Source organism: Acetobacter nitrogenifigens DSM 23921 = NBRC 105050, assembly GCF_000429165.1.
Classification (GTDB): domain Bacteria; phylum Pseudomonadota; class Alphaproteobacteria; order Acetobacterales; family Acetobacteraceae; genus Acetobacter; species Acetobacter nitrogenifigens.
Map to the genome: position 1 here is coordinate 100,360 of NZ_AUBI01000012.1, position 18,379 is coordinate 118,738.

At 57.0% G+C, this 18,379-nt stretch carries 19 protein-coding genes and 1 tRNA gene; 11 read left to right on the plus strand and 9 right to left on the minus strand.

The window, feature by feature from the left end; genetic code table 11:
- Positions 1-249 precede the first annotated feature (249 nt).
- The 8 genes from G442_RS0113710 to G442_RS22375 all read left to right on the plus strand — a co-directional run bounded on the left by G442_RS0113710 (position 250) and on the right by G442_RS22375 (position 6,576).
- Positions 250-609, plus strand: a complete 360-nt coding sequence (locus G442_RS0113710) for a hypothetical protein (RefSeq protein ID WP_026398452.1) — start codon at positions 250-252, stop codon at positions 607-609.
- Complete coding sequence (locus tag G442_RS0113715; RefSeq protein ID WP_035376640.1) at positions 606-2,021, plus strand: hypothetical protein; 1,416 nt, start codon at positions 606-608, stop codon at positions 2,019-2,021. The genes G442_RS0113710 and G442_RS0113715 overlap by 4 nt, the downstream gene beginning before the upstream one ends.
- A gap of 26 nt (positions 2,022-2,047) precedes the next feature.
- On the plus strand, positions 2,048-2,890 hold the full coding sequence (locus G442_RS22370) for a DUF2213 domain-containing protein (RefSeq protein WP_051292326.1): 843 nt from the start codon (positions 2,048-2,050) through the stop codon (positions 2,888-2,890).
- A gap of 2 nt (positions 2,891-2,892) precedes the next feature.
- Positions 2,893-3,609, plus strand: a complete 717-nt coding sequence (locus G442_RS0113725) for a hypothetical protein (protein ID WP_026398454.1) — start codon at positions 2,893-2,895, stop codon at positions 3,607-3,609.
- A 149-nt stretch (positions 3,610-3,758) separates the two neighbouring features.
- Positions 3,759-4,295, plus strand: coding sequence for an HK97-gp10 family putative phage morphogenesis protein (locus G442_RS0113735; RefSeq protein WP_246789453.1), 537 nt, complete (start codon positions 3,759-3,761; stop codon positions 4,293-4,295).
- Positions 4,296-4,322: 27 nt separating this feature from the next.
- On the plus strand, positions 4,323-5,054 hold the full coding sequence (locus G442_RS0113740; RefSeq protein ID WP_026398456.1) for a phage baseplate protein: 732 nt from the start codon (positions 4,323-4,325) through the stop codon (positions 5,052-5,054).
- A 42-nt stretch (positions 5,055-5,096) separates the two neighbouring features.
- The gene (locus G442_RS0113745; protein WP_026398457.1) at positions 5,097-6,047 is read left to right on the plus strand and encodes a baseplate hub protein; all 951 of its coding nucleotides are present in this window, start codon (positions 5,097-5,099) and stop codon (positions 6,045-6,047) included.
- A complete protein-coding gene (locus G442_RS22375) occupies positions 6,037-6,576 on the plus strand; it encodes a RuvC family protein (RefSeq protein ID WP_051292327.1) in 540 nt (179 codons plus the stop codon). The genes G442_RS0113745 and G442_RS22375 overlap by 11 nt, the downstream gene beginning before the upstream one ends.
- Before the next feature lie 88 nt (positions 6,577-6,664).
- Here the strand turns inward: G442_RS22375 and G442_RS0113755 are convergent.
- Positions 6,665-6,756, minus strand: a tRNA-Ser gene (locus tag G442_RS0113755).
- A gap of 232 nt (positions 6,757-6,988) precedes the next feature.
- Here G442_RS0113755 and G442_RS0113760 point away from each other — a divergent pair.
- Positions 6,989-7,402 (plus strand): hypothetical protein, encoded by a 414-nt coding sequence (locus G442_RS0113760; RefSeq protein ID WP_026398458.1) that lies wholly within the window; start codon positions 6,989-6,991, stop codon positions 7,400-7,402.
- 532 nt (positions 7,403-7,934) lie between these two features.
- On the opposite strand, the gene G442_RS0113765 is transcribed toward G442_RS0113760, so the two are convergent.
- The 4 genes from G442_RS0113765 to hslV all read right to left on the minus strand — a co-directional run bounded on the left by G442_RS0113765 (position 7,935) and on the right by hslV (position 11,878).
- The gene (locus tag G442_RS0113765; protein WP_161628369.1) at positions 7,935-8,909 is read right to left on the minus strand and encodes a PAS domain-containing protein; all 975 of its coding nucleotides are present in this window, start codon (positions 8,907-8,909) and stop codon (positions 7,935-7,937) included.
- A 616-nt stretch (positions 8,910-9,525) separates the two neighbouring features.
- Complete coding sequence (locus G442_RS0113770; protein WP_026398460.1) at positions 9,526-9,978, minus strand: SufE family protein; 453 nt, start codon at positions 9,976-9,978, stop codon at positions 9,526-9,528.
- Positions 9,975-11,291, minus strand: coding sequence for an ATP-dependent protease ATPase subunit HslU (gene hslU / locus G442_RS0113775; RefSeq protein WP_026398461.1), 1,317 nt, complete (start codon positions 11,289-11,291; stop codon positions 9,975-9,977). The genes G442_RS0113770 and hslU overlap by 4 nt, the downstream gene beginning before the upstream one ends.
- Entirely contained in the window at positions 11,288-11,878 is a 591-nt protein-coding gene (gene hslV / locus G442_RS0113780; RefSeq protein ID WP_026398462.1) for an ATP-dependent protease subunit HslV, read from the minus strand. The genes hslU and hslV overlap by 4 nt, the downstream gene beginning before the upstream one ends.
- A 236-nt stretch (positions 11,879-12,114) precedes the next feature.
- On the opposite strand from hslV, the gene G442_RS0113785 reads away from it, so the two are divergent.
- Complete coding sequence (locus G442_RS0113785) at positions 12,115-13,692, plus strand: hypothetical protein (protein ID WP_146882495.1); 1,578 nt, start codon at positions 12,115-12,117, stop codon at positions 13,690-13,692.
- A gap of 414 nt (positions 13,693-14,106) precedes the next feature.
- On the opposite strand, the gene G442_RS0113790 is transcribed toward G442_RS0113785, so the two are convergent.
- On the minus strand, positions 14,107-14,733 hold the full coding sequence (locus G442_RS0113790) for a LysE/ArgO family amino acid transporter (RefSeq protein ID WP_026398464.1): 627 nt from the start codon (positions 14,731-14,733) through the stop codon (positions 14,107-14,109).
- Between the two features lie 72 nt (positions 14,734-14,805).
- Between G442_RS0113790 and G442_RS0113795 the strand changes: the two genes are divergently transcribed.
- Positions 14,806-15,720 carry a LysR family transcriptional regulator ArgP gene (locus tag G442_RS0113795; protein WP_026398465.1) on the plus strand — a complete coding sequence of 305 codons (915 nt, stop codon included), beginning with the start codon at positions 14,806-14,808 and terminating at the stop codon, positions 15,718-15,720.
- Here G442_RS0113795 and G442_RS0113800 read toward each other — a convergent pair.
- From G442_RS0113800 to G442_RS0113810, 3 genes are all read right to left on the minus strand, one after another.
- A complete protein-coding gene (locus G442_RS0113800) occupies positions 15,706-16,869 on the minus strand; it encodes an acyltransferase family protein (RefSeq protein ID WP_026398466.1) in 1,164 nt (387 codons plus the stop codon). The two genes, G442_RS0113795 and G442_RS0113800, sit on opposite strands and share 15 nt — an antisense overlap.
- 347 nt (positions 16,870-17,216) lie before the next feature.
- The gene (locus tag G442_RS0113805; RefSeq protein WP_246789454.1) at positions 17,217-17,780 is read right to left on the minus strand and encodes a hypothetical protein; all 564 of its coding nucleotides are present in this window, start codon (positions 17,778-17,780) and stop codon (positions 17,217-17,219) included.
- Between the two features lie 265 nt (positions 17,781-18,045).
- The coding region (locus G442_RS0113810) for a transposase (protein WP_084440607.1) at positions 18,046-18,379 on the minus strand (334 nt) is incomplete at its 5' end.

Here is an 18,379-nt window from a genome sequence, read left to right on the forward strand (position 1 = left end):
ATTTAACGGCAGAAATCAGCCGATATCTCGCGTTGATCGGTGTCTACAGGAGCAACCGAACCCCGCACGTTCATATCGACGCCAATTCTGCGGAAAAATATTCAATTTATTTTCCTCAAATAAATGATGCTCATTAGAACTCTAAACGACTCGCATATACTCACACTCAGATCACACATCACGAATACAACAGGTATGTTGTTGAATACGTTCTTGAACACCCCGAAACACCCATGGTACGAATACCATATGAAGCGCATAAACCCCTATTCTCGCCCCGATGCGGTGGCGAAACTCGACGGAAGGTCGAAAGAGGCGCGGCTGGTCAAAGAGACGCGCCGGGAACTGCTCGCGCATCTCGGCAAGAAGCCGACTGTCACCCAGATCGCCCTTGTCGAACGGGTGGCGTGGATACGCCTTCACCTATCGCTGCTCGACCGCAAGATGGCAGGAACGGCCCCCGGTGAGCGTGACGCACGGCAATACCTCGCGTGGACGAACACCATGGCGAAGCTGCTGACCCGCCTTGGTCTCGACCAGCCTGAGCATGACGTCGCGCCGATCCCCAGCCTCGACTCCCTTCTCGCCAGCCGCAGGGCCAGCGCATGAGCGAGATCAGCATCCTCGACGCGATGCACGATCCCGCCCTGTTTGGCGAAGAGTTCACAGACGCCTCATGGGACGCATGGAAAGCGTTTCTGGCGGCGCTGCTGGCCCTCCCGGCGACAGAGACGCAGGCGGAGCTTATTCGGGCCTGCACAGGGCGTCTCGACCTTCCCGTCTCCCCGTTCCGACGCGCCGCCCTGATCTGTGGCCGTCGCGCAGGCAAGAGCCGCATGCTCGCCCTGCTCGGAACGTGCCTCGCGACCCTGCGTGACTACCGTTCCCACCTGTCGGCTGGCGAGGTCGCTACTGTCGGCATCATCGCCGCCGACCGCAGGCAGGCCCGAACCATCTTTCGCTACGTGCGCGGCCTGATCAATTCAGTTCCCGCCATCGAGGCTGAAGTCACCAGCGAGACGAACGAGACCATCGAACTCGGCAAACGTCGGGTGGTGATCGAGATCGGGACCGCCAGCTTCCGAGGAACGCGCGGCTACACCTACGCCGCCGTGCTGTGTGACGAGGTGGCGTTCTGGCGCGACGACACCGGCGCGAACCCGGATGAGGAAATCATCACCGCCTTGCGCCCCGGCCTTGCGACCATCCCCGGCTCGATGCTCCTGCTAGCGTCCTCTCCCTACGCCCGCCGTGGCGTGCTGTGGAAGACCTTCCGCAAGCACTACGGGCAGGAAGCCGCGACGACGCTGGTGTGGAAAGCAAGCACGCGGACCATGAACCCCTCGTTCGACGAACAGGAAGAGCGCGAGGCTTACGAGGAAGACCCGGAGAAAGCCTCCGCCGAGTATGGCGCGGAGTTTCGGTCTGACATCGCCTCGTTCGTCACGCCCGAGGTTGTGTCGGCCTGCACTGCCCCTGGCCGGTTTGAACTGCCGTTCATCCGGGGCGTCCGCTATCGGGCCTTCTGCGATCCCAGCGGCGGCTCGTCCGACAGCTTCACGCTCGCCATCGCCCACGAACAGGGCGACATCACGGTTCTCGATTGCGTCCGCGAGATCAAAGCCCCCTTCTCTCCCGACGCCGCAACGCGGGAGATGGCCGACACCATCAAGTCCTACGGGCTGAAGTCAGTCACCGGAGACCGTTACGGCGGCGAGTGGCCGCGTGAACGCTTCAGGGTGCACGGCGTCAATTACCACCTGAGCGAAAAGGATCGCTCGGGCCTCTACCTCGAAATGCTGCCCAAAATGAACGCGGGCAAGGTCGAGTTGCTGGATCTCAAGCAGATCGAACGTCAGTTCTGCGGTCTGGAACGCAGGACAGCCCGCAGCGGCAGGGATTCAGTCGATCATGCCCCCGGTGGCCATGACGACGTAGCCAACGCCATCGCGGGCGTCATCGTCTCAGCGTCGACCAGAAAGCCGATGCGCTTCACCGCCGCCGACATAGCGCGAATATGACCCACCACACTCAGGAAAGAAATAAAATGGCAAGGTCTCTCTCGTCCCTCGGGGGCAGGCGCGTGTCGCTCGCGTATGACCGCTCCGTGCGACGAGTGGACAAGGACGGACACCTGTTCGTCGAGACATGCACGCTGTCGTCCGCCGTGATCTCGGAATACTGGGGCTGGGAAATTCCCGACGCTGGCCGTCTGGGGTTCGAGCCTGACCGCATGTATCGCCTCTATCGCGACGCGGACGCGCTCAGGGCGTCGGCTGACACGCTGAACGGCAAGCCGATCATGATGGAGCACATCACGTCGACCGCCGACGCCCACCCGAAAGATCAGGTGATTGGCGCTGTCGGTTCCGATGTGCATTTCGATTTCCCCAGACTGGTCGGCTCTCTCAGCTTTTGGGCGCCAGAGGCGATCTCCGCCATCCAGTCCGGAAAGATGCGGTCTGTTTCGGCGGGATACCGCTATCGGGCAATCCGTGAAGCCGGGTTCCTGAACGGCGAACCCTATGACGGCGTCATGACCGACATCCACTTCAACCACCTCGCTCTCGTGGCGGCTCCGCGCGTGCCGGACGCTGTCATTGGCGATTCCCTCCCCTCCATGGATTTCAAAAAAATGGCCACTGATCTCGAAAACATTATTCAGGAACGCATGGACTTCCTCCGCGATCCTTCCAGCGCCCCCGACCGGGAGCAGTTCAACGCCAGTTGGCTCGCCAAACTGGATGCAGCCCTCGGCGTGAGCGCCCCTGAAACGGCCATGGACCGCCGCCCCGCGGTGCGCGGCCTGTCGTCGAATACCGGCTGGCGTTCCAGCACAACGCCCCTAGCTGGCGTGCTCGCCCCTGCCTCGCGCATCAAGGTTCTCTGATTATGACCGCCTATCAGAACGCCCGCGCCCGTCTGGGTGAATTGAATACGGACATTGCTCGCGTCGAAAGCGACATCGCCAAACTGTCGGACCTTCGCATCGAAAGCCGCTGCCAGCAGGACGCAGCACAGAAAGCGAAGGACGAGGCTGAGGACTATCTCCACTGCCAGAAATCCATTCTTGCCGTTCGTCAGGTGGACGAGATGCTTGGCTGGGACATGAAAGAAGCGCCCGAGATAGCGAAAGCTGAAGCCGCAATCAGCAAGGCGCAGGAACAGATTGACCAGTGCGACGCCCGCCGCACTGAGATCATTCGCCGACAGGATGAGTTGCAGGACAGGCTTACGATGCTCCAGCATGACCGGCGGAGCGCCATCGCTACGGTTATCGAAGCCAGCCCGGTTTACGCCAGCCTGATCGAGGAAGCCGTTACCCTTGAGCAGCGGTTTATTCAGATCACCGGAGAGTTGCGGTCTCTGCACAGTCTGGGCGTCCCTGACGGACTGGAACGTGGGCCATTTCCGAAAACATGGCCTATTGCAGCGCAGATGCTCGGGTCGCGTTGCGGTAACGACCGGTCCCGCATTCAGGTGTCCGCGCCTATCGTGACTTCGGAGGCGTGGCTCACCATGGCGTCAGCTTTGAGCGCGAACCACCTTGCTCCGCTTCCTGGAGAAAAAACGCCAGCAAAGCGCGGTCTGTTTTCTGGGGCGCGGTAGTGGCGAGGAACAAGGGGGAGGCTATGCCGGGCCTCCCCCTTCCCGAACCAGAAGGCACGTCCAACACATATCACGAGGCGCAGAAGGGCACCAGTCTTTTCGGCTCGATTCCCCGACGCATGCTTTATGAAAGCCAATAGAATATGGCAATGAAATCCACAGGCGGCCCCGGTTGGGAAGCCGCTATCGCCGCACTTCAAAAGAAAGTGGCGCAGGGCGCTCACGTCAACGTTGGCTTCCTGTCAGGAGATGAGGAAAGCAAGCAGGAGATCCCCCCAGCCACGATCGCGGCTTTCAACGAGTTTGGAACCGCGACATCTCCGCCCCGGCCATTCATGCGAAACGCCATCGCTGAGAACAAGGATGACTGGCCGAAGCAGATGGCTGCTGCGCTCTTAGCGACGGATTACGACGTCGAGAAGGCGCTCGGAATGGTCGGCGAAAAGATAAAAGACCAGATTGTCAAAGAAATAGAATCATTTACCGAACCCGCGAACTCCCCTTTGACCAGCCTTCTGAAAGACCGATTCCCTGTTCCTGACAGGATGACGGTCGCGGATGTCTGGAAGGCGATGAGGGACGTTAGGGAGGGTGCAACCGCGCCTCCAGGAAAACCCCTCATCTGGTCGGGGCAGATGAGAGATTCCGTCGCATTCGAAGTGAAGGATGGACCAAGTGAGGATTAGGAAAAATCTTATCGGGAGGATCCAATAATGGCCATGACCACAGTTGCCCAACCCGTGACGGCGAACGTCATCGCGGGCTCTGGCGTCCCGAAGCTCTGGTCCACCGTCATCACGTCGGCGGAAGCCGTCGCGTCGGTGGAACTCGACACGCTCCTGCAATCCTATCTGGTGCAGAACGCATCTTCGCAATGGGGTCTGTTCGATTCAAGCAACAGCGCCGTCATCACGTCGGGCCGCGTGCGCGCGATTGATATGCGCGTTGGATATCAGGTCACGGACGCTCCGCAAGAGAACGGCGCGTTCATGTCCTATAACAAGGTGAAACAGCCACGGCAGATCATGCTTGAAGTGCTGTGCGATGGCTCGACGATGAGTTATGGCGACACGAGCGCGATTGACAATCTCGTCTCGACGTTCACGACCGGAGCGACAGGCGGATCGACAATCCGAAAAAGGTTCCTCGCCGCGCTCGAAGCGCTTGTCGCTAACACGACGCTCTATACGGCGACGACCCCTGAAGCGACCTACCCGAACATGAACGTGGTCGGATACTCCATCCGGCGCGCGGCAGATCGGGGGCTGTATCTGCTGTATGCGGATATCATGCTGCAAGAAATAAGGCTTACTGCCGTGAGCCGTAAAGCTACAGCGGCTCAAGAGCCAAGCGGCGAGACGCAGCAGAACAGCGGCAACGTTCAGACGCAGGCTTTGAGCGACGCTCAGGTGGCCGCCTTCGCCCAGGGCGCAGGCTTATTTTGAAATTCACCGCTTTTCCATCCATGATTTGCCGGGACACAAAGCATGACTGATTCCAGCTTCACGAAAAAGAAACTAAAAATTTCCTTTGATATCGTCGACAACGGATTCAACGGAGGCGATGAAACATTGGATATTCTGGGGCACCGCGTCTCATGCCAGATCGAGAATGCAGCCTTCGAAAGCGGCGTCACGTGCGCGCTGCGTATCGAAGGTATGCATCTCTCCGATATGAACAGGCTCTCCACACTTCAGGCCGGGTTCGTGCAGCAGAGCCAAAACAGCGTCACCGTTCTTGCGTCAGACGGCGGCCCATATCAGGCAGTATTTTCAGATGGCGTTGTCGAAGCCTTTATTGATTTCAGTGGAGCGCCGAACATCGCTTTCGTAGTCATGGCGCAGACCATGGCGATCCCGGCAGCAATGAAGATTTCGACGACCTCCTTCAAGGATAGCGTTGCTGTCGCCGACATCATGAAGACTATCGCAGATAAAGCCGGTCTGACGTTCCAAAATAACGGCGTCACTCAGGTTCTCGCTGGCGGCGTTTATTACGAGGGAACGGCGGCGATGCAGATGCAGGCCGTGGCTGCCGCTACCCGCATCACCTATTGCGTCGCCATGAATGTGCTTTCGATCTGGCCCGAGCAGGTCAAGGCTGACAGCGCGCAGGTCGAGATATCCGCCGACAATGGCATGATGGGATATCCGGCGTATTCGCAATATGGCGTTTCGGTGCGGACGCTGTTCAACAGCAGCATAGGCTTCCACACGACAATCAAGCTGGACAGCAAATATTCACCGGCAGCGTGGGTGAACAATTACGGGCAGTTGAACGGCCTGTCGAAGACCGCGCTTCACTCGCCATCGAATGGCGTATGGGTTGCGATCAAGGTTCAGCACGACCTTCAGTCGGAAACGCCGGGCGGATTGTGGACGACACTTATAGAGGCGGCGCGACCTGACTTCGCCGGGTTGGTGGCGTATGCCGTCTGAACCATGTCGTGCATCAACCCGGCCAGTCATCGCGATCGATCCCGGCATCACAGGCGCCATCGCCGTGCTGAACGACCGTGGCGGGCTGATCGAAATTCTCGACATGCCGACAAGCGTGGTCACGGTCTCTGGTAAGGTCCGCAACGTCGTGTCTGCGCCGCTTCTGGCGACCATGATCCGCGCGCACGATCCGTCAGAGGTGTGGCTTGAGAAGGTGAACGCGAGGCCGGGCGAAGGACCGGCGGGCGCATTCTCATTCGGACGCGGCGTCGGCGTGATCGAGGGCGTTGTCGCCACGCTGGGCCTGCCTCTTACTACCGTGATCCCGGCAGTTTGGAAGAAGGCCATGCGATGCCCTGCCGACAAGGACGGGGCGCGGACGCGGGCCATGCAGCTTTTCCCGACCAGCGCCGACCTGTTCAAGCGGAAGAAGGATGACGGACGGGCCGAGGCGGCGATGCTGGGACGGTTCGCTTTGGGGCTGGGCGAACAGAATCGCACCTCACGAGCGCGCTCGAATGCTCCCTAAAGCGCAATCCGTATGAGGGACAACATACAGGACGCAATTTTTTCAATCGCAGCAACTTGTTGATTTATAAAGAGAATATGGGTCGCTCTGGCGGAGGGGATGGGATTCGAACCCACGATACGCGGTTAAGCGTATAACGGTTTAGCAAACCGCCGCCTTCAGCCTCTCGGCCACCCCTCCGCGTAGCGAAGCGTCACGCAGACACTGTCGCAGCGCCCGTAGCTTTAGAAGCTTACATTCGCTCCGTCAAACCCCCAACGGACGATACGTCAGAAATTACCTCCGCTTGCGAAGGCCTAACCGGGTGGAGACTGCCATTACTCCTCCACAAAGGTTATTCGAACATTCATATCGAATCCTTTTCCCCGGGGACACAGGTGCCTCCACCGAACAGGATAAAAGGAACTTACGGTTGAACTACTTCTTTCAGGGATGGATCGGGTTGCTTCTCGAAAACGGGAACGAGGTGACGACGCCCGGATACGCCCGCATTCCCACGACTTTTCAGGCTCTTGGCGGCGGCAACGAAACGCGCGCCGACACCCAACCAGTGTTTAACACCGCCACTGCCACACTGCCCGTATGCGCGCGTCTGGGATTATTCTCATCGGTTTCCGGGCTCGATCCGGCGGCGATCTCCTGGCCTATCGCATGCTGGTCGCCCGTTGGGATCGGCGCCTCTTATGTGGTTTCGGCCGATGACGCCCACTTGATCCTGGACCGCTCGACACCATGGCAAAATGGAGCCCAGATTGGTGTAACCGCAGCAGGTCAGCCAGTTTATGTAGCTCCCAATACGACACTGATTGCTGGGACAGCCGTTTAGTAGCGACACGATAGAAGCGGTTCAACTCATAACCAATTGTGAATTGCCCCTATAAGCAATAGACGCGCCGTGATGATATTGAGCGCCATTCCTTTGATACTCCAATTGCCACCCGACAGGACAAGCACGCCGCCTTGACACTGGGAAAACAAGTCAAACGACGTCGGCACGCCACCCAGCATGATCACACTGCGAGCTTTGTCATAACAGCGGTTGAAATATTACATCCCCAAGTCTACCTGTATCGCGAGAAATCGAAACACACTCGGAATTCGTTCAATACGAAGAAAAATAAATTTTATCAAAAATAGATCAAAAAAAATTCCAACAAGTATATCGTCTGCATTATTTCTCGAAATCAACGCCTATATAAATTTTTTCGTAAAGTGATCCAACCCGTCGATGACGCCAAAATTACACAAATAATGTTCCTCAAAACTTTTCTTATGATACAGTAATTATTTAAAACAAATTTTAATTACAACAAATTCCAGAAATTCATTTTTACAAGTCATCGATAATAAAAATTCACTCAAGAGTTCAGATGTTGAAACTGAATAGCGCTAGGTAAACACAGATCAACAACCAACCCTTCAGAGTGCCAGGTCCGATTGATCGTCCCGCCAGCAGACCGCACAATACGATCTATCATTTCGCTCCCAAACCCCTCAGATTTGGGGGACGTTGAAATTTTCGGCCCCCCCACTTCAAGCCATGTCATGTCCAGCGACTGGTTTTCCGCAACACACCGAACAGTAACCTGCCCCCCGTCACTGCCAAGGGCTCCGTATTTCACAGAATTTGTAGCAAGTTCATGCAAGAACAATGTCAGCGTCGTCATCATGACGTTGCGCAGCAAGGCGTCTCCACCGACAACCGAACAGCGGCTTCCATAAGGACGCAACACAGAATTGACAAGGGAATGCACCCCGATCACCGTTACATCAGCGTCCGCCACACTCCTGTCCGCAAAAGCTGCGTCCGTGGCGCGCGACAGCGCCTCGAGTTTCTCCCGAAGAATACACGTAGCGTCCTCCGGCGCGTCTTCGGCGGCAGCCTCTTTCTCTGCAATAACAATGAGGCCGGACACAACGGAAAAAAGATTTTTCACACGGTGACGCATCTCTTTTGATAATAATTTTTCTCTCTTGATAGATTCTTCCACCTCCCACTCAAGTATCGTCTTCTCTGTCACATCTCGAGACACACAAAGAATGAACTGCACGCCGCCAGACGAGTCCATGACAGGCGTCAGCAAATTATCCCAATATTTTGTGCCTTCCGCGGACTCGCTCTTTCCGTGAAAGCGGGCGTTTTCCCCGCTAGCCGCCCTGCCAAGCGCCACCAGTCCAGACTGATGAACGTCCTCTGGCAGCAGTGGTATCCAGGGCATTCCAAAACCGGAGTCCTCTGCAACGCCCAAAGCCAGGCAGCCCGCTCTATTCATCATCAACAGGCGGCCGCTCACAGATATCATCTTGATGCAATCGGGCGTCGCGTCGAGCATCGCCTTTTGCAGAATCAATTGAGACAAATCAGGGGGCGTCGGCAAGACGCCAGGGAAGACGACCGACCCGCAAGCCTCGACAGGCGTTTCCATGTCGTCTTTTCTCCAGTCGGCGCATAGAATGATTGTCACCGGTAGCACAACGGGGTGATCATCTTCAATCATTGGCTTAATCTGCGGGGATGGCTGAAACGTAGCAGGCTCCCACATCGAAGCGCCAAAGCGTCAGGCCCTTTTCACCAACCCCTCTGTTGAAATCTGCCATAAGCGACAGCATTCAGTGTTCAAGACGAATTCGCGTCCCACTTCACACGGCGCCAAAACACCACCTAATGAATTGATATCGTTCAGAAATATGGCGCACAGCAGCTTGCTGCCTGACTTTTGATCCCGATAATTTCCAAAAACGCAAGCCTCGTTAAAATAAAAACACGAAATTTCTATAGAAAAATTTATCTCGCCAACAGCGGGCGTCACCTAATATTACGGGGCAACAATTCAACGCGCCGATAAATAACAATACCCCCCAGAAAATCTTAAAATTTACTACACCCGCAAAAACTCTTTGCGCATTAGCAAAGAAGCAACAAAGTTTCAGAAGAATCCTGTCATCATATCAATCTTCTTTCGCTTGCGCGGCGGCTGATCTAATGGCGCGAGCCATCGCCTCGACACCATTTCCCCGATTAGTTGACAATGCCTGCACCAATCCCAAGTCGCTCAAAAACGCCGGCTGCGTCGCAAGAATTTCTTCCGGATCCCGACCTGAATAAACACGCAGCAGCAGCGCCACCAACCCGGAAACGATCGCCGCATCCGACGCGCCCGCAAAGAACATCCGGCCGCTAGAATCGACGTGCGCCTCCAGCCAGACCTGACTCTGGCACCCGGGAACGCGGTGCGCATCATCCGTCCAGTCACCAGGAAACGGCGGCAATTTCCGTCCGAGTTCGATGATATACTGGTACCGATCCATCCAGTCGTCGAAAAGCGCCAGTTCGTCGCCTATCGCCTCAATAGCCTCAGACGCGGTATCGTCGACCGGACGAACGAAAGGATCCCCGCTCACAGGATGAACCGGCTTAAATCGCTCTTGTTCGCCAGCGGCGCGACACGCTCCCGAACAAGCGACGCGTCGACGCGTACAGTGTCCCCTTTGCGCTCGGACGCCGTGAACGACACATCCTCCAGCAGTTTTTCGAGCACCGTAGCAAGGCGACGCGCTCCAATATTTTCGACGCGCTCGTTCACGTCGGCCGCAAGTTCAGCCAGCGCATCGATAGCGTCATCGGCGAACTCAAGCGTAACGCCCTCTGTACTCAGAAGGGCCGTGTACTGCTTCAGCAACGAATGCTCCGGCTCGGTCAGGATGCGGCGAAGATCATCACGCGACAGAGGCGCAAGTTCGACCCGAATCGGCAATCGCCCCTGAAGTTCAGGCAACAGATCAGACGGCTTGGCCAGATGAAACGCGCCCGACGCGATAAACAGGATGTGGTCAGTCTTCACCGCGCCGTATTTGGTCGAGATCGTCGTTCCTTCGATCAACGGCAAAAGATCGCGCTGCACGCCTTCGCGCGAAATGTCGCCCCCACGTACGCCGCTCTCAGATGAGCGCGCGCAAACCTTGTCGATCTCGTCAAGAAACACGATCCCGTTGTCCTGCGCGTTCTGTACGGCTTCGCGGGTGAGCGCTTCCGTATCCAGAAGCTTGTCCGCTTCTTCACGAACGAGCAACTCCCGCGCCACGGGGACTTTCAGGCGGCGTTGCTGCGGCGCCCTGCTCATCAGATTTTTCATGAGGTCGTTGAAGTTCACGACACTGCCCGGCTGCATGCCGGGCATCTCCGCCCCGCCGCCTGCCGAGATCGGGTCGGAAACAGCGATCTCGACTTCCTTTTCTTCCAGAACGCCGTCACGCAACATCTTGCGAAACTTCGATTTCGTCTCGGCTGACGCGCTCTCGCCCACCAGAGCGTCCACGAGCCGGTTTTCCGCGGCATCTTCCGCGCGAGCCTGCACATCACGTCTGTGCACATCGCGGAGCATATTGATCGACGCCTCGACGAGATCTCGAATGATGCTCTCGACGTCACGCCCGACATAACCGACCTCGGTGAATTTGGTCGCCTCGACCTTCAGAAAGGGCGCCTGCGCGAGCTTGGCCAGACGGCGGGCGATCTCGGTCTTACCGCACCCGGTCGGACCGATCATCAGAATGTTCTTCGGCACCACCTCTTCGCGCAGAGCGTCTGGAAGCTGGCTCCGGCGCCACCGGTTACGCAGCGCAATCGCCACAGCCCGCTTTGCGTCAGTCTGCCCGACGATGAACCGATCAAGCTCCGCAACCGTTTCAGATGGCGAGAAATGAAGGACGCTCATCGCGTGGCTCCTTCTTTGCCAGACAGCACCTCAAGAGTGACCGAATGGTTGGTGTACACGCAAATATCGCCAGCAATCTTCATGGCGCGCCGAGCGATCTCGCTGGCGTTCAAATCCTCGACCGTCATCAGGGCACGGGCGGCCGACAGCGCATAATTACCGCCGGAGCCTATGGCGATGATCCCGCCCTCGGGTTCAAGCACGTCGCCATTGCCCGTCAGCGTGTAGGAATGCGAACCATCAGCCACCGCCATCATGGCTTCCAGTCGGCGCAGGTAGCGATCAGTGCGCCAATCCTTGGTCAACTCCACGCAGGCCCGCTCCAGCTGATTCGGATACCGCTCAAGTTTCGCCTCAAGACGCTCCAGCAGCGTGAAGGCGTCTGCTGTAGCTCCAGCAAAGCCAGCCAAAATCAAGCCGTTGGGGCCGATCCTGCGCACCTTGCGGGCGTTTCCCTTGACCACAGTGTTACCGAGCGTAACCTGCCCGTCGCCCGCCATGGCGACTTCATCGCCGCGGCGCACGCATAAGATCGTCGTTCCGTGCCACCCCACCGGGTCGTGGGGCGTCGTCTGATGAGTGTTCATGGACGTATGAAATAGGGCTTCGCGAGAGGATCACAAGAGGGGGACTTTTTGTGAGAAGCATTCTGGATAAATAGCCAACACGGCCCAATAGGAAATCAGCCGAAGTCCGTGATTGAACTTAGAACCAGGCACAGCCTAATTGCAAAAACGCAAACAACGTTGCACGATACGGACCTCCTAATCAGGTCGCCTTTCTATCGTCCACACACTGAAATCATGAAAATAACAGATAAATTATGTATGTATTTTTCAATAAATCCCACGAAAAACCTTCAAAAAGTGCAGAAAAATATTCTCTATTATTAGGATTTTTCCTTCTGGTAGTCTTATATACCAGCGCATATTGGTCCAACCCCTATGTTCCCTGGCTCAGCAGAAGTCGCCCAGCAGAGTGGTGGCTATGGTTCGACCAGTCGCACTATTGGGCGTCAACATTAGCCCTCGCTCATGGCGACCTTCGTCCTGATCAACACTGGTATCCTTTTGGTTACGCTCTGCTCGGTGCGCCATTCGTATGGCTCGGACGACAAGTGTATTTTTTGCCAGATCTCGCGTGCCTGCTTCTCACCGCTCGTGGATTCATCAGCTTTACACAGACATGCGGTATCACTCGCACCTCGGCGATGCTGTTGTTTTTGCTCGGAACATGCGGCAGCCAGTCCATCCGTTCGGCATGGGCGGAGCCATGGAACACGACATTAGCCGCCGCCCTCATATGGAACGCACTTGCACTGTCCGCACACGAAATCTGGACTGCCAGCAACCACACCCCTCCCCCAGCAGCGGCCAGAGGAGCGTTCAGCCTCGCGCTGCTCGGCGCGATACTTGCCTTTATGCCCGTAACGCGTCCCACTGACGCAGTAATCGCTGCGCCGCTGCTGATTATTACACTTGCCGCGCTCTTGCTACAATGCGAAAACATTACACAGAAAATCGTACGCTCCCTTGCATTGATTGGCGGCGCCTTGCTTGCCGGGACTGCGAGCGCGGCCTTATATCTTGCTATTTATGGTCTTCATCCAACCCAATATATGACCGAATCGCGCAGCATGGGCTTCCACCTCGAAGGTCTCGGTTGGAAGACTTACATGTTGCTTCTAACGCCGCGCCCCTGGTTTCCCTATGGCTCAGGCCTGCTGGAGCGCCTCCCATGGATCGCTCCTGGTCTAGCCGGATTGCTCGTCACGCCCTTCGTAGCTGAGCGGCACGGAAAATGGGCCCTCGTACTGCTCAGTATTCTTATCGTGGGCTACTCCCTGCTATTTTTTTCTTATGTAGACCTTATTCCCACCGGCCTCTGGCGCTATAACAATGTGCATTATTTCAAGTGGATGCTGCCCGGTCTCGCGTTACTCGGCTTCATTGCCTGTCGCGCACTGACCGGAGCAAGCTGGAAGCTCGTGGCAGCGACGTTCGTGGGCGTTTATCTGGTCACCTGCATCCGGATCCTTCCCTATCGCACAATGCCTGACGCAGCGCCGATATGGATGGTTCAGAAGTCCGAACCTCCCCCATCTTGGCCCGACGCCTATTTTGAACACAGCGTTCTTTACGATAATCAGCACGCATGGCGTAACATCAACGACTTCCGCGCAATGCCTGACTCTCAAGGTGATCGCTGGATCGCATTGCGGGCACCTTTCTCCGGCGTCGTACGACGCGAGCACATGCAAGGTGGACATGCAGTCGCAGGCACCGAAATGCTTCAAGATACGCCCAACAACGAACTATATTGGGGTATGCACATCGGCTTCCGTCTCGACGCATGCTGGCTGCCGCCTTACGCTTGCTCCAGAAAAGACCCGAAGCCATAAGTGAAAATTTCCGCACCCCGTGAGCGGAGACAGAGATTTTTCATTGAACACCGGATCAGAGGAAAAACTTCAAACCCTTACCTATTCTATTGGACATATCCCATTCAATCACCCCTCATTGAATGGGATATCCTCAGCGTCGGCAACACATAGGTTCACGCGGGCATCAACGTGAACAAACGACGCAAAACGCAAACAATCTTCTATCATGAAAAGATATTTATCATCATGCGAAGGCGGATTCTACCAAACTGCACGCTACGCAGATGCAAGCTCGGATAACCAAAATAGCTAACCAACAGAAGCCAATCTTTCGACCTGCGATTATAATACGATAGCGTGAATTATCTATCTCAAAATTCATCCGATTTTACAGCAAGCATCGCAACTCACAGCACAAAATGACAGGCTCCCTCACGCCGATTGCGCCGCCCGCGCCACCAAATTCAACGCCATCGCCAGCATCGTCACCCCGACCACGCAGTCGAGCACCCGCCACGCCGTGGGTCGCGCCAACACCGGAGCGAGAACGCGTGCGCCATACCCCAACGAAACGAACCATACCAGGCTGGCCAACGCGGCTCCCACGACGAACGCGGGGCGGGCGTCAACAGGCTGGGCCGAGCCCGCAGCGCCCATCAGCAGCACAGTGTCGAGATACACATGAGGGTTCAGGAACGTAAACGCCGCCGTTCTGGCCAGAGCCTTGCCCAGCGGCAACGGCGGCGCGCCATCGGCGTCCATGCCACCGGAGCGGATCGCCCGACGTAGGGCCGACAGACCATACCACGCCAGAAAAGCCGCCCCACCGTACGTCATAAAGCTGAGCATCGCCGGAGCCACGTGGACCAGCGCGCCGATGCCGCTCACGCCGAGGCTGATCAAGGCTGCGTCGCAGATCGTGCAGAAAAGAATGATCGGCCCCACATGATTGCGACGCAGTCCCTGCTGCAGCACGAACATGTTCTGGGCGCCGATCGCGGCGATCAGCGAACAGGACAACGCGAAACCGGCCAACCCGGCGGACGACAATGAAGACATGCCTCCGTGTGGCGTTCTGCACAAAGAAAGTAAAACTTGATTTTCTTAACCAAATGAAGATTTTCTAAATTCATGCTCGACTACCCAGCCCTCTCCGCCATGGCCGCCGTCATTCGTGAAGGAGGCTTCGAACGCGCAGCCGAACGGCTCCGCATCACCCCTTCCGCCGTGTCGCAACGGGTCCGCAGCCTCGAAGAGAAACTCGGCGCCGTGACCATCGTGCGCGGCAAACCATGCGCGCCCACCGAACTCGGGGCGCTACTATGCGCGCATCTCGACAAGGTCAGACTGATGGAGAACGATCTGGCGGCGCAGTTGCCGCTGGGCGCAGTCGCACTCTCCGAAAGCGCCGTCACACTCGGGATAGCTGTCAACGCGGACAGCCTGGCGACCTGGTTTCCCGACGCTCTGGCCCGCTTCACCGCATCAACCAGCGTTCTGGTGGACCTCAAACTCGACGACGAAGCCCACACAGCGCAACGCCTGCGCTCCGGCGAAGTTCTGGCGGCCGTGACGGCCGATCCCGATCCTGTACAGGGGTGTCAGATCACGCAACTCGGCGCATTACGCTACGTCGCATGCGCAAGCCCCGCCTTCGCGGCGCGCTATTTCCCGAACGGCGTGACGCCCACCGCTCTCGCAGAAGCGCCAGTACTTCGCTTCGACCGTCGCGACGCCCTCCTGACCCGGTGGATGCGCGCCGCATGCGGGGGCGAGCCGTCCGCTCCGACTCATTGGGCTCCATCGACCGCCGCTTTCGTCGACCTCGCGATGATCGGTGTGGCGTGGAGCCTGAATCCCCTGCCCCTCGTCCGTCCACATCTGGCGGACGGACGCCTGATTGACCTCGCCCCCGGCCAGGAAATCGACGTGCCTTTGTATTGGCAGGCAGCCCGACTTGAAGCCAGCGCCCTGCGACGCCTCACCGACGCGGTACGGACCGCCGCCGCGCTGTCTCTCGAACCTCCGGCTTCAAGCCGTCCCTGACTGCGGAATACGCGCCCCGCTGCGCTCCTGAACACGTACCAGCGCGGACCGGAGACGACGATTAAGCGGCTCCGAATACCAGCGCGATATCAGCGCAGCCAACCCGGAGGCCGCGATCATGAAAAACGCCAAAAGCGCGAGCTTTTCGTCTCCATGCACGCTGGCTGGCGGCCACACCGACCGCATCAACCCCAGGACAACAAGATGAAACAGGTAAAGTTCGTAGCTCTGTCGCCCGAACCATTCGACGCAACGTAGCACGCCGTTGCGCCGGACAAGCGGCCCCTGCGGGTGCGCGTCACCCGCCAACAGCAGAAAGCCTGCAAACAGCGCCATAAGCGTCACGCCATACACATTGGTCGCACCTATCGATTTCCATAAATAGAGAGAGACCATCGCAGCTATGACCACAGGCTGCGCGATGCGCGCCACCTGCTCGTCGAGCCTGCGACCACGCGCCAGAAGCGCCGTGCAGCATCCGATCGCGATTCCGTCGAACGACGCAAAATAGGCGAAGAGGAATCCCCCCTCGTCCCCCTGATGATACAGACGATAAACCGGCCCCGCCACGATCACCGCCAGCCACACGCCCACAATCCATCGCGTGTCGCGCAGCAGGCGGGCAAGCAGCGGAAACGTCAGATAAAACACCTCTTCCACCGACAGCGACCACAGCACGCCGAGCGGGTAATTGACCCACCCCATATGGCCAATCAGAACATTCATCCAGAAAGTCAGCGCCGCGAGGTTCACCAACCATCGGGAAACCGGTTCATGCGTCGCCGGATCGTGGCTGCCGAAGATGGTCACCCCGGACGCATCCAGTCCGTTGACGATAAGCAAAAGAAGCAAAAGGCAGGGAACGATGCGCGCGATCCGCAGCCCGTAAAAAGAGCGAACGTCGGTCCGGGGCAATGTCCCCCAGCGCTTTTCCGAGTTCGATGTTATTAGAAAGCCCGAAATGACAAAAAATATCGTCACTCCATAATTGCCGTTCCGCGCCACAGCCCGCACGAAATCGGGCAAAAGCCATCGCCCCAAAGCCGTGTCGGGAAGATGATACGCGATGTTGAAATGATGCAGCAGAACGAGAAGGATCGAGACGCCGCGTAAAAGATCAACGCGTCGATTGCGAACGCCGAGAGTCATCGCGTCGGTCTTTCTGGTGAGGGTCTGAAGCCCGAAACGGGATAAAAACTGCTCAGGTCATCCTTTGCAGAGGGAATGGGCAAAAAAACGATCACACCGTTTTGCGAAGACGAAAGTTCTTCCCCTCTCTCCAAAGCGGTATCCATGACGCAAAAATAGATTTCCGACACCCGCCGCCCGGTCATTTGTCCAATAGATTTAGGTTATGGCCAGAGACAGAACTGTCAATCGCCCCATTCAAGATCACACCAAGGTCAATATATTTTTCCACATGAGAACCTCGTCTCAACAGATTTCGTTCTCAAATATGCACACCCAATAAAGAGAATTTACCGCTGGGCGAACCGTCAGAAAATGCCGCGGCTCTGTTCCACTTCTATTTCGGCGCCCTGGCACCAGGTTGTAATAATCCAATGCGCCTGAAAGAGCTGATCCAGATCCACTTCAATATCGTCGAATGGCCGACCATCTTTCGTGTGTGGATAGCGGAAGCGTTCCGCCAACGGATCGAAATATTGCACCTCAGCGATCATAGTCTGCACGCGTCGAGCAAGATCGTCATTGTCACAATATCCGAGCGTCGCGCGCTCCCGAAGTAATCGGCTGAACAATTTGTTCAGATCATGACCGAGACTGCCTCTCAGTTCGCCAGCAGTGTATGCGATGGCTGATTTAATGTGAAGTTCTACGCTTTGCCGCCAGAGCATCAGAAGCGGCCTTTGGAGAGCGCTCATTGAACGGTCGGCCTGAGCGCGATCCCACATTTCCTCGAATCCCCGTTCAAAGCTGTAGGCAAGAAACTCCCAAGAATCTGAGATCGGGTTGTCTGGCCTCTGTCTCAGGAATGACCGAAGCTCCGGCTGCAAGTCCATGCATTGTTCAGCCAACGAATCACGACGTTCAAACGACACTGCGCTTCGCATCCCACGAAATTCCCGATTGATCGGGAGTCTGACTCGATGGGCGTGCAATAGCTTTTCCCGTCTCAGGAACGGGCCAAACCAGACCACCGTAACTAGGTGACCAACTGCGGCGGCAAGATTGTAACTCTAAGGATGGGATGTAAACTCTCTCTCCACTTAATACTCTGATCTCAATGGTAGACGATAGCTGCGTGAATCGGACACGCCGTCTATCTCCAGCCCATTGATGAGTAGCGCGCCAGGCACGATTCAACTAGGTCCCGTTGACAAAAGATCCAATCCAGAGCCTTGCTGCGGCGATATTGAGGAAACTTATGAAGGACAGGGCGGTCTTGTCGTAGCGGGTCGCAATGCGGCGCATCTGCTTGAGGTGGTTGAACATCCGCTCGATGCGGTTGCGGTCCCTGTAACGTCGCCAGTCTGTTTTCTGTGGAACACTGCGGCCTTTTCGTGAGGGAATAACCGGCAGGATCCCGTGGATCAGCAGGTCCTGGCGGAAACTGTCGCTGTCATAACCCCGATCGGCCAGCATGGCCCTGGGGTTTGGAGCCGGAAGTTCCAGCAGGGCAGTTACGGCTTTATAGTCC

Coding starts and splice junctions, on each gene's coding strand:
- G442_RS0113710 (WP_026398452.1), top strand. CDS start 250: ATGAAGCGCATAAACCCCTATTCTCGCCCCGATGCGGTGGCGAAACTC.
- G442_RS0113715 (WP_035376640.1), top strand. CDS start 606: ATGAGCGAGATCAGCATCCTCGACGCGATGCACGATCCCGCCCTGTTT.
- G442_RS22370 (WP_051292326.1), top strand. CDS start 2,048: ATGGCAAGGTCTCTCTCGTCCCTCGGGGGCAGGCGCGTGTCGCTCGCG.
- G442_RS0113725 (WP_026398454.1), top strand. CDS start 2,893: ATGACCGCCTATCAGAACGCCCGCGCCCGTCTGGGTGAATTGAATACG.
- G442_RS0113735 (WP_246789453.1), top strand. CDS start 3,759: ATGAAATCCACAGGCGGCCCCGGTTGGGAAGCCGCTATCGCCGCACTT.
- G442_RS0113740 (WP_026398456.1), top strand. CDS start 4,323: ATGGCCATGACCACAGTTGCCCAACCCGTGACGGCGAACGTCATCGCG.
- G442_RS0113745 (WP_026398457.1), top strand. CDS start 5,097: ATGACTGATTCCAGCTTCACGAAAAAGAAACTAAAAATTTCCTTTGAT.
- G442_RS22375 (WP_051292327.1), top strand. CDS start 6,037: ATGCCGTCTGAACCATGTCGTGCATCAACCCGGCCAGTCATCGCGATC.
- G442_RS0113765 (WP_161628369.1), bottom strand. CDS start 8,909: ATGCTCGACGCGACGCCCGATTGCATCAAGATGATATCTGTGAGCGGC.
- hslU (WP_026398461.1), bottom strand. CDS start 11,291: ATGAGCGTCCTTCATTTCTCGCCATCTGAAACGGTTGCGGAGCTTGAT.
- hslV (WP_026398462.1), bottom strand. CDS start 11,878: ATGAACACTCATCAGACGACGCCCCACGACCCGGTGGGGTGGCACGGA.
- G442_RS0113785 (WP_146882495.1), top strand. CDS start 12,115: ATGTATGTATTTTTCAATAAATCCCACGAAAAACCTTCAAAAAGTGCA.
- G442_RS0113790 (WP_026398464.1), bottom strand. CDS start 14,733: ATGTCTTCATTGTCGTCCGCCGGGTTGGCCGGTTTCGCGTTGTCCTGT.
- G442_RS0113795 (WP_026398465.1), top strand. CDS start 14,806: ATGCTCGACTACCCAGCCCTCTCCGCCATGGCCGCCGTCATTCGTGAA.
- G442_RS0113800 (WP_026398466.1), bottom strand. CDS start 16,869: ATGACTCTCGGCGTTCGCAATCGACGCGTTGATCTTTTACGCGGCGTC.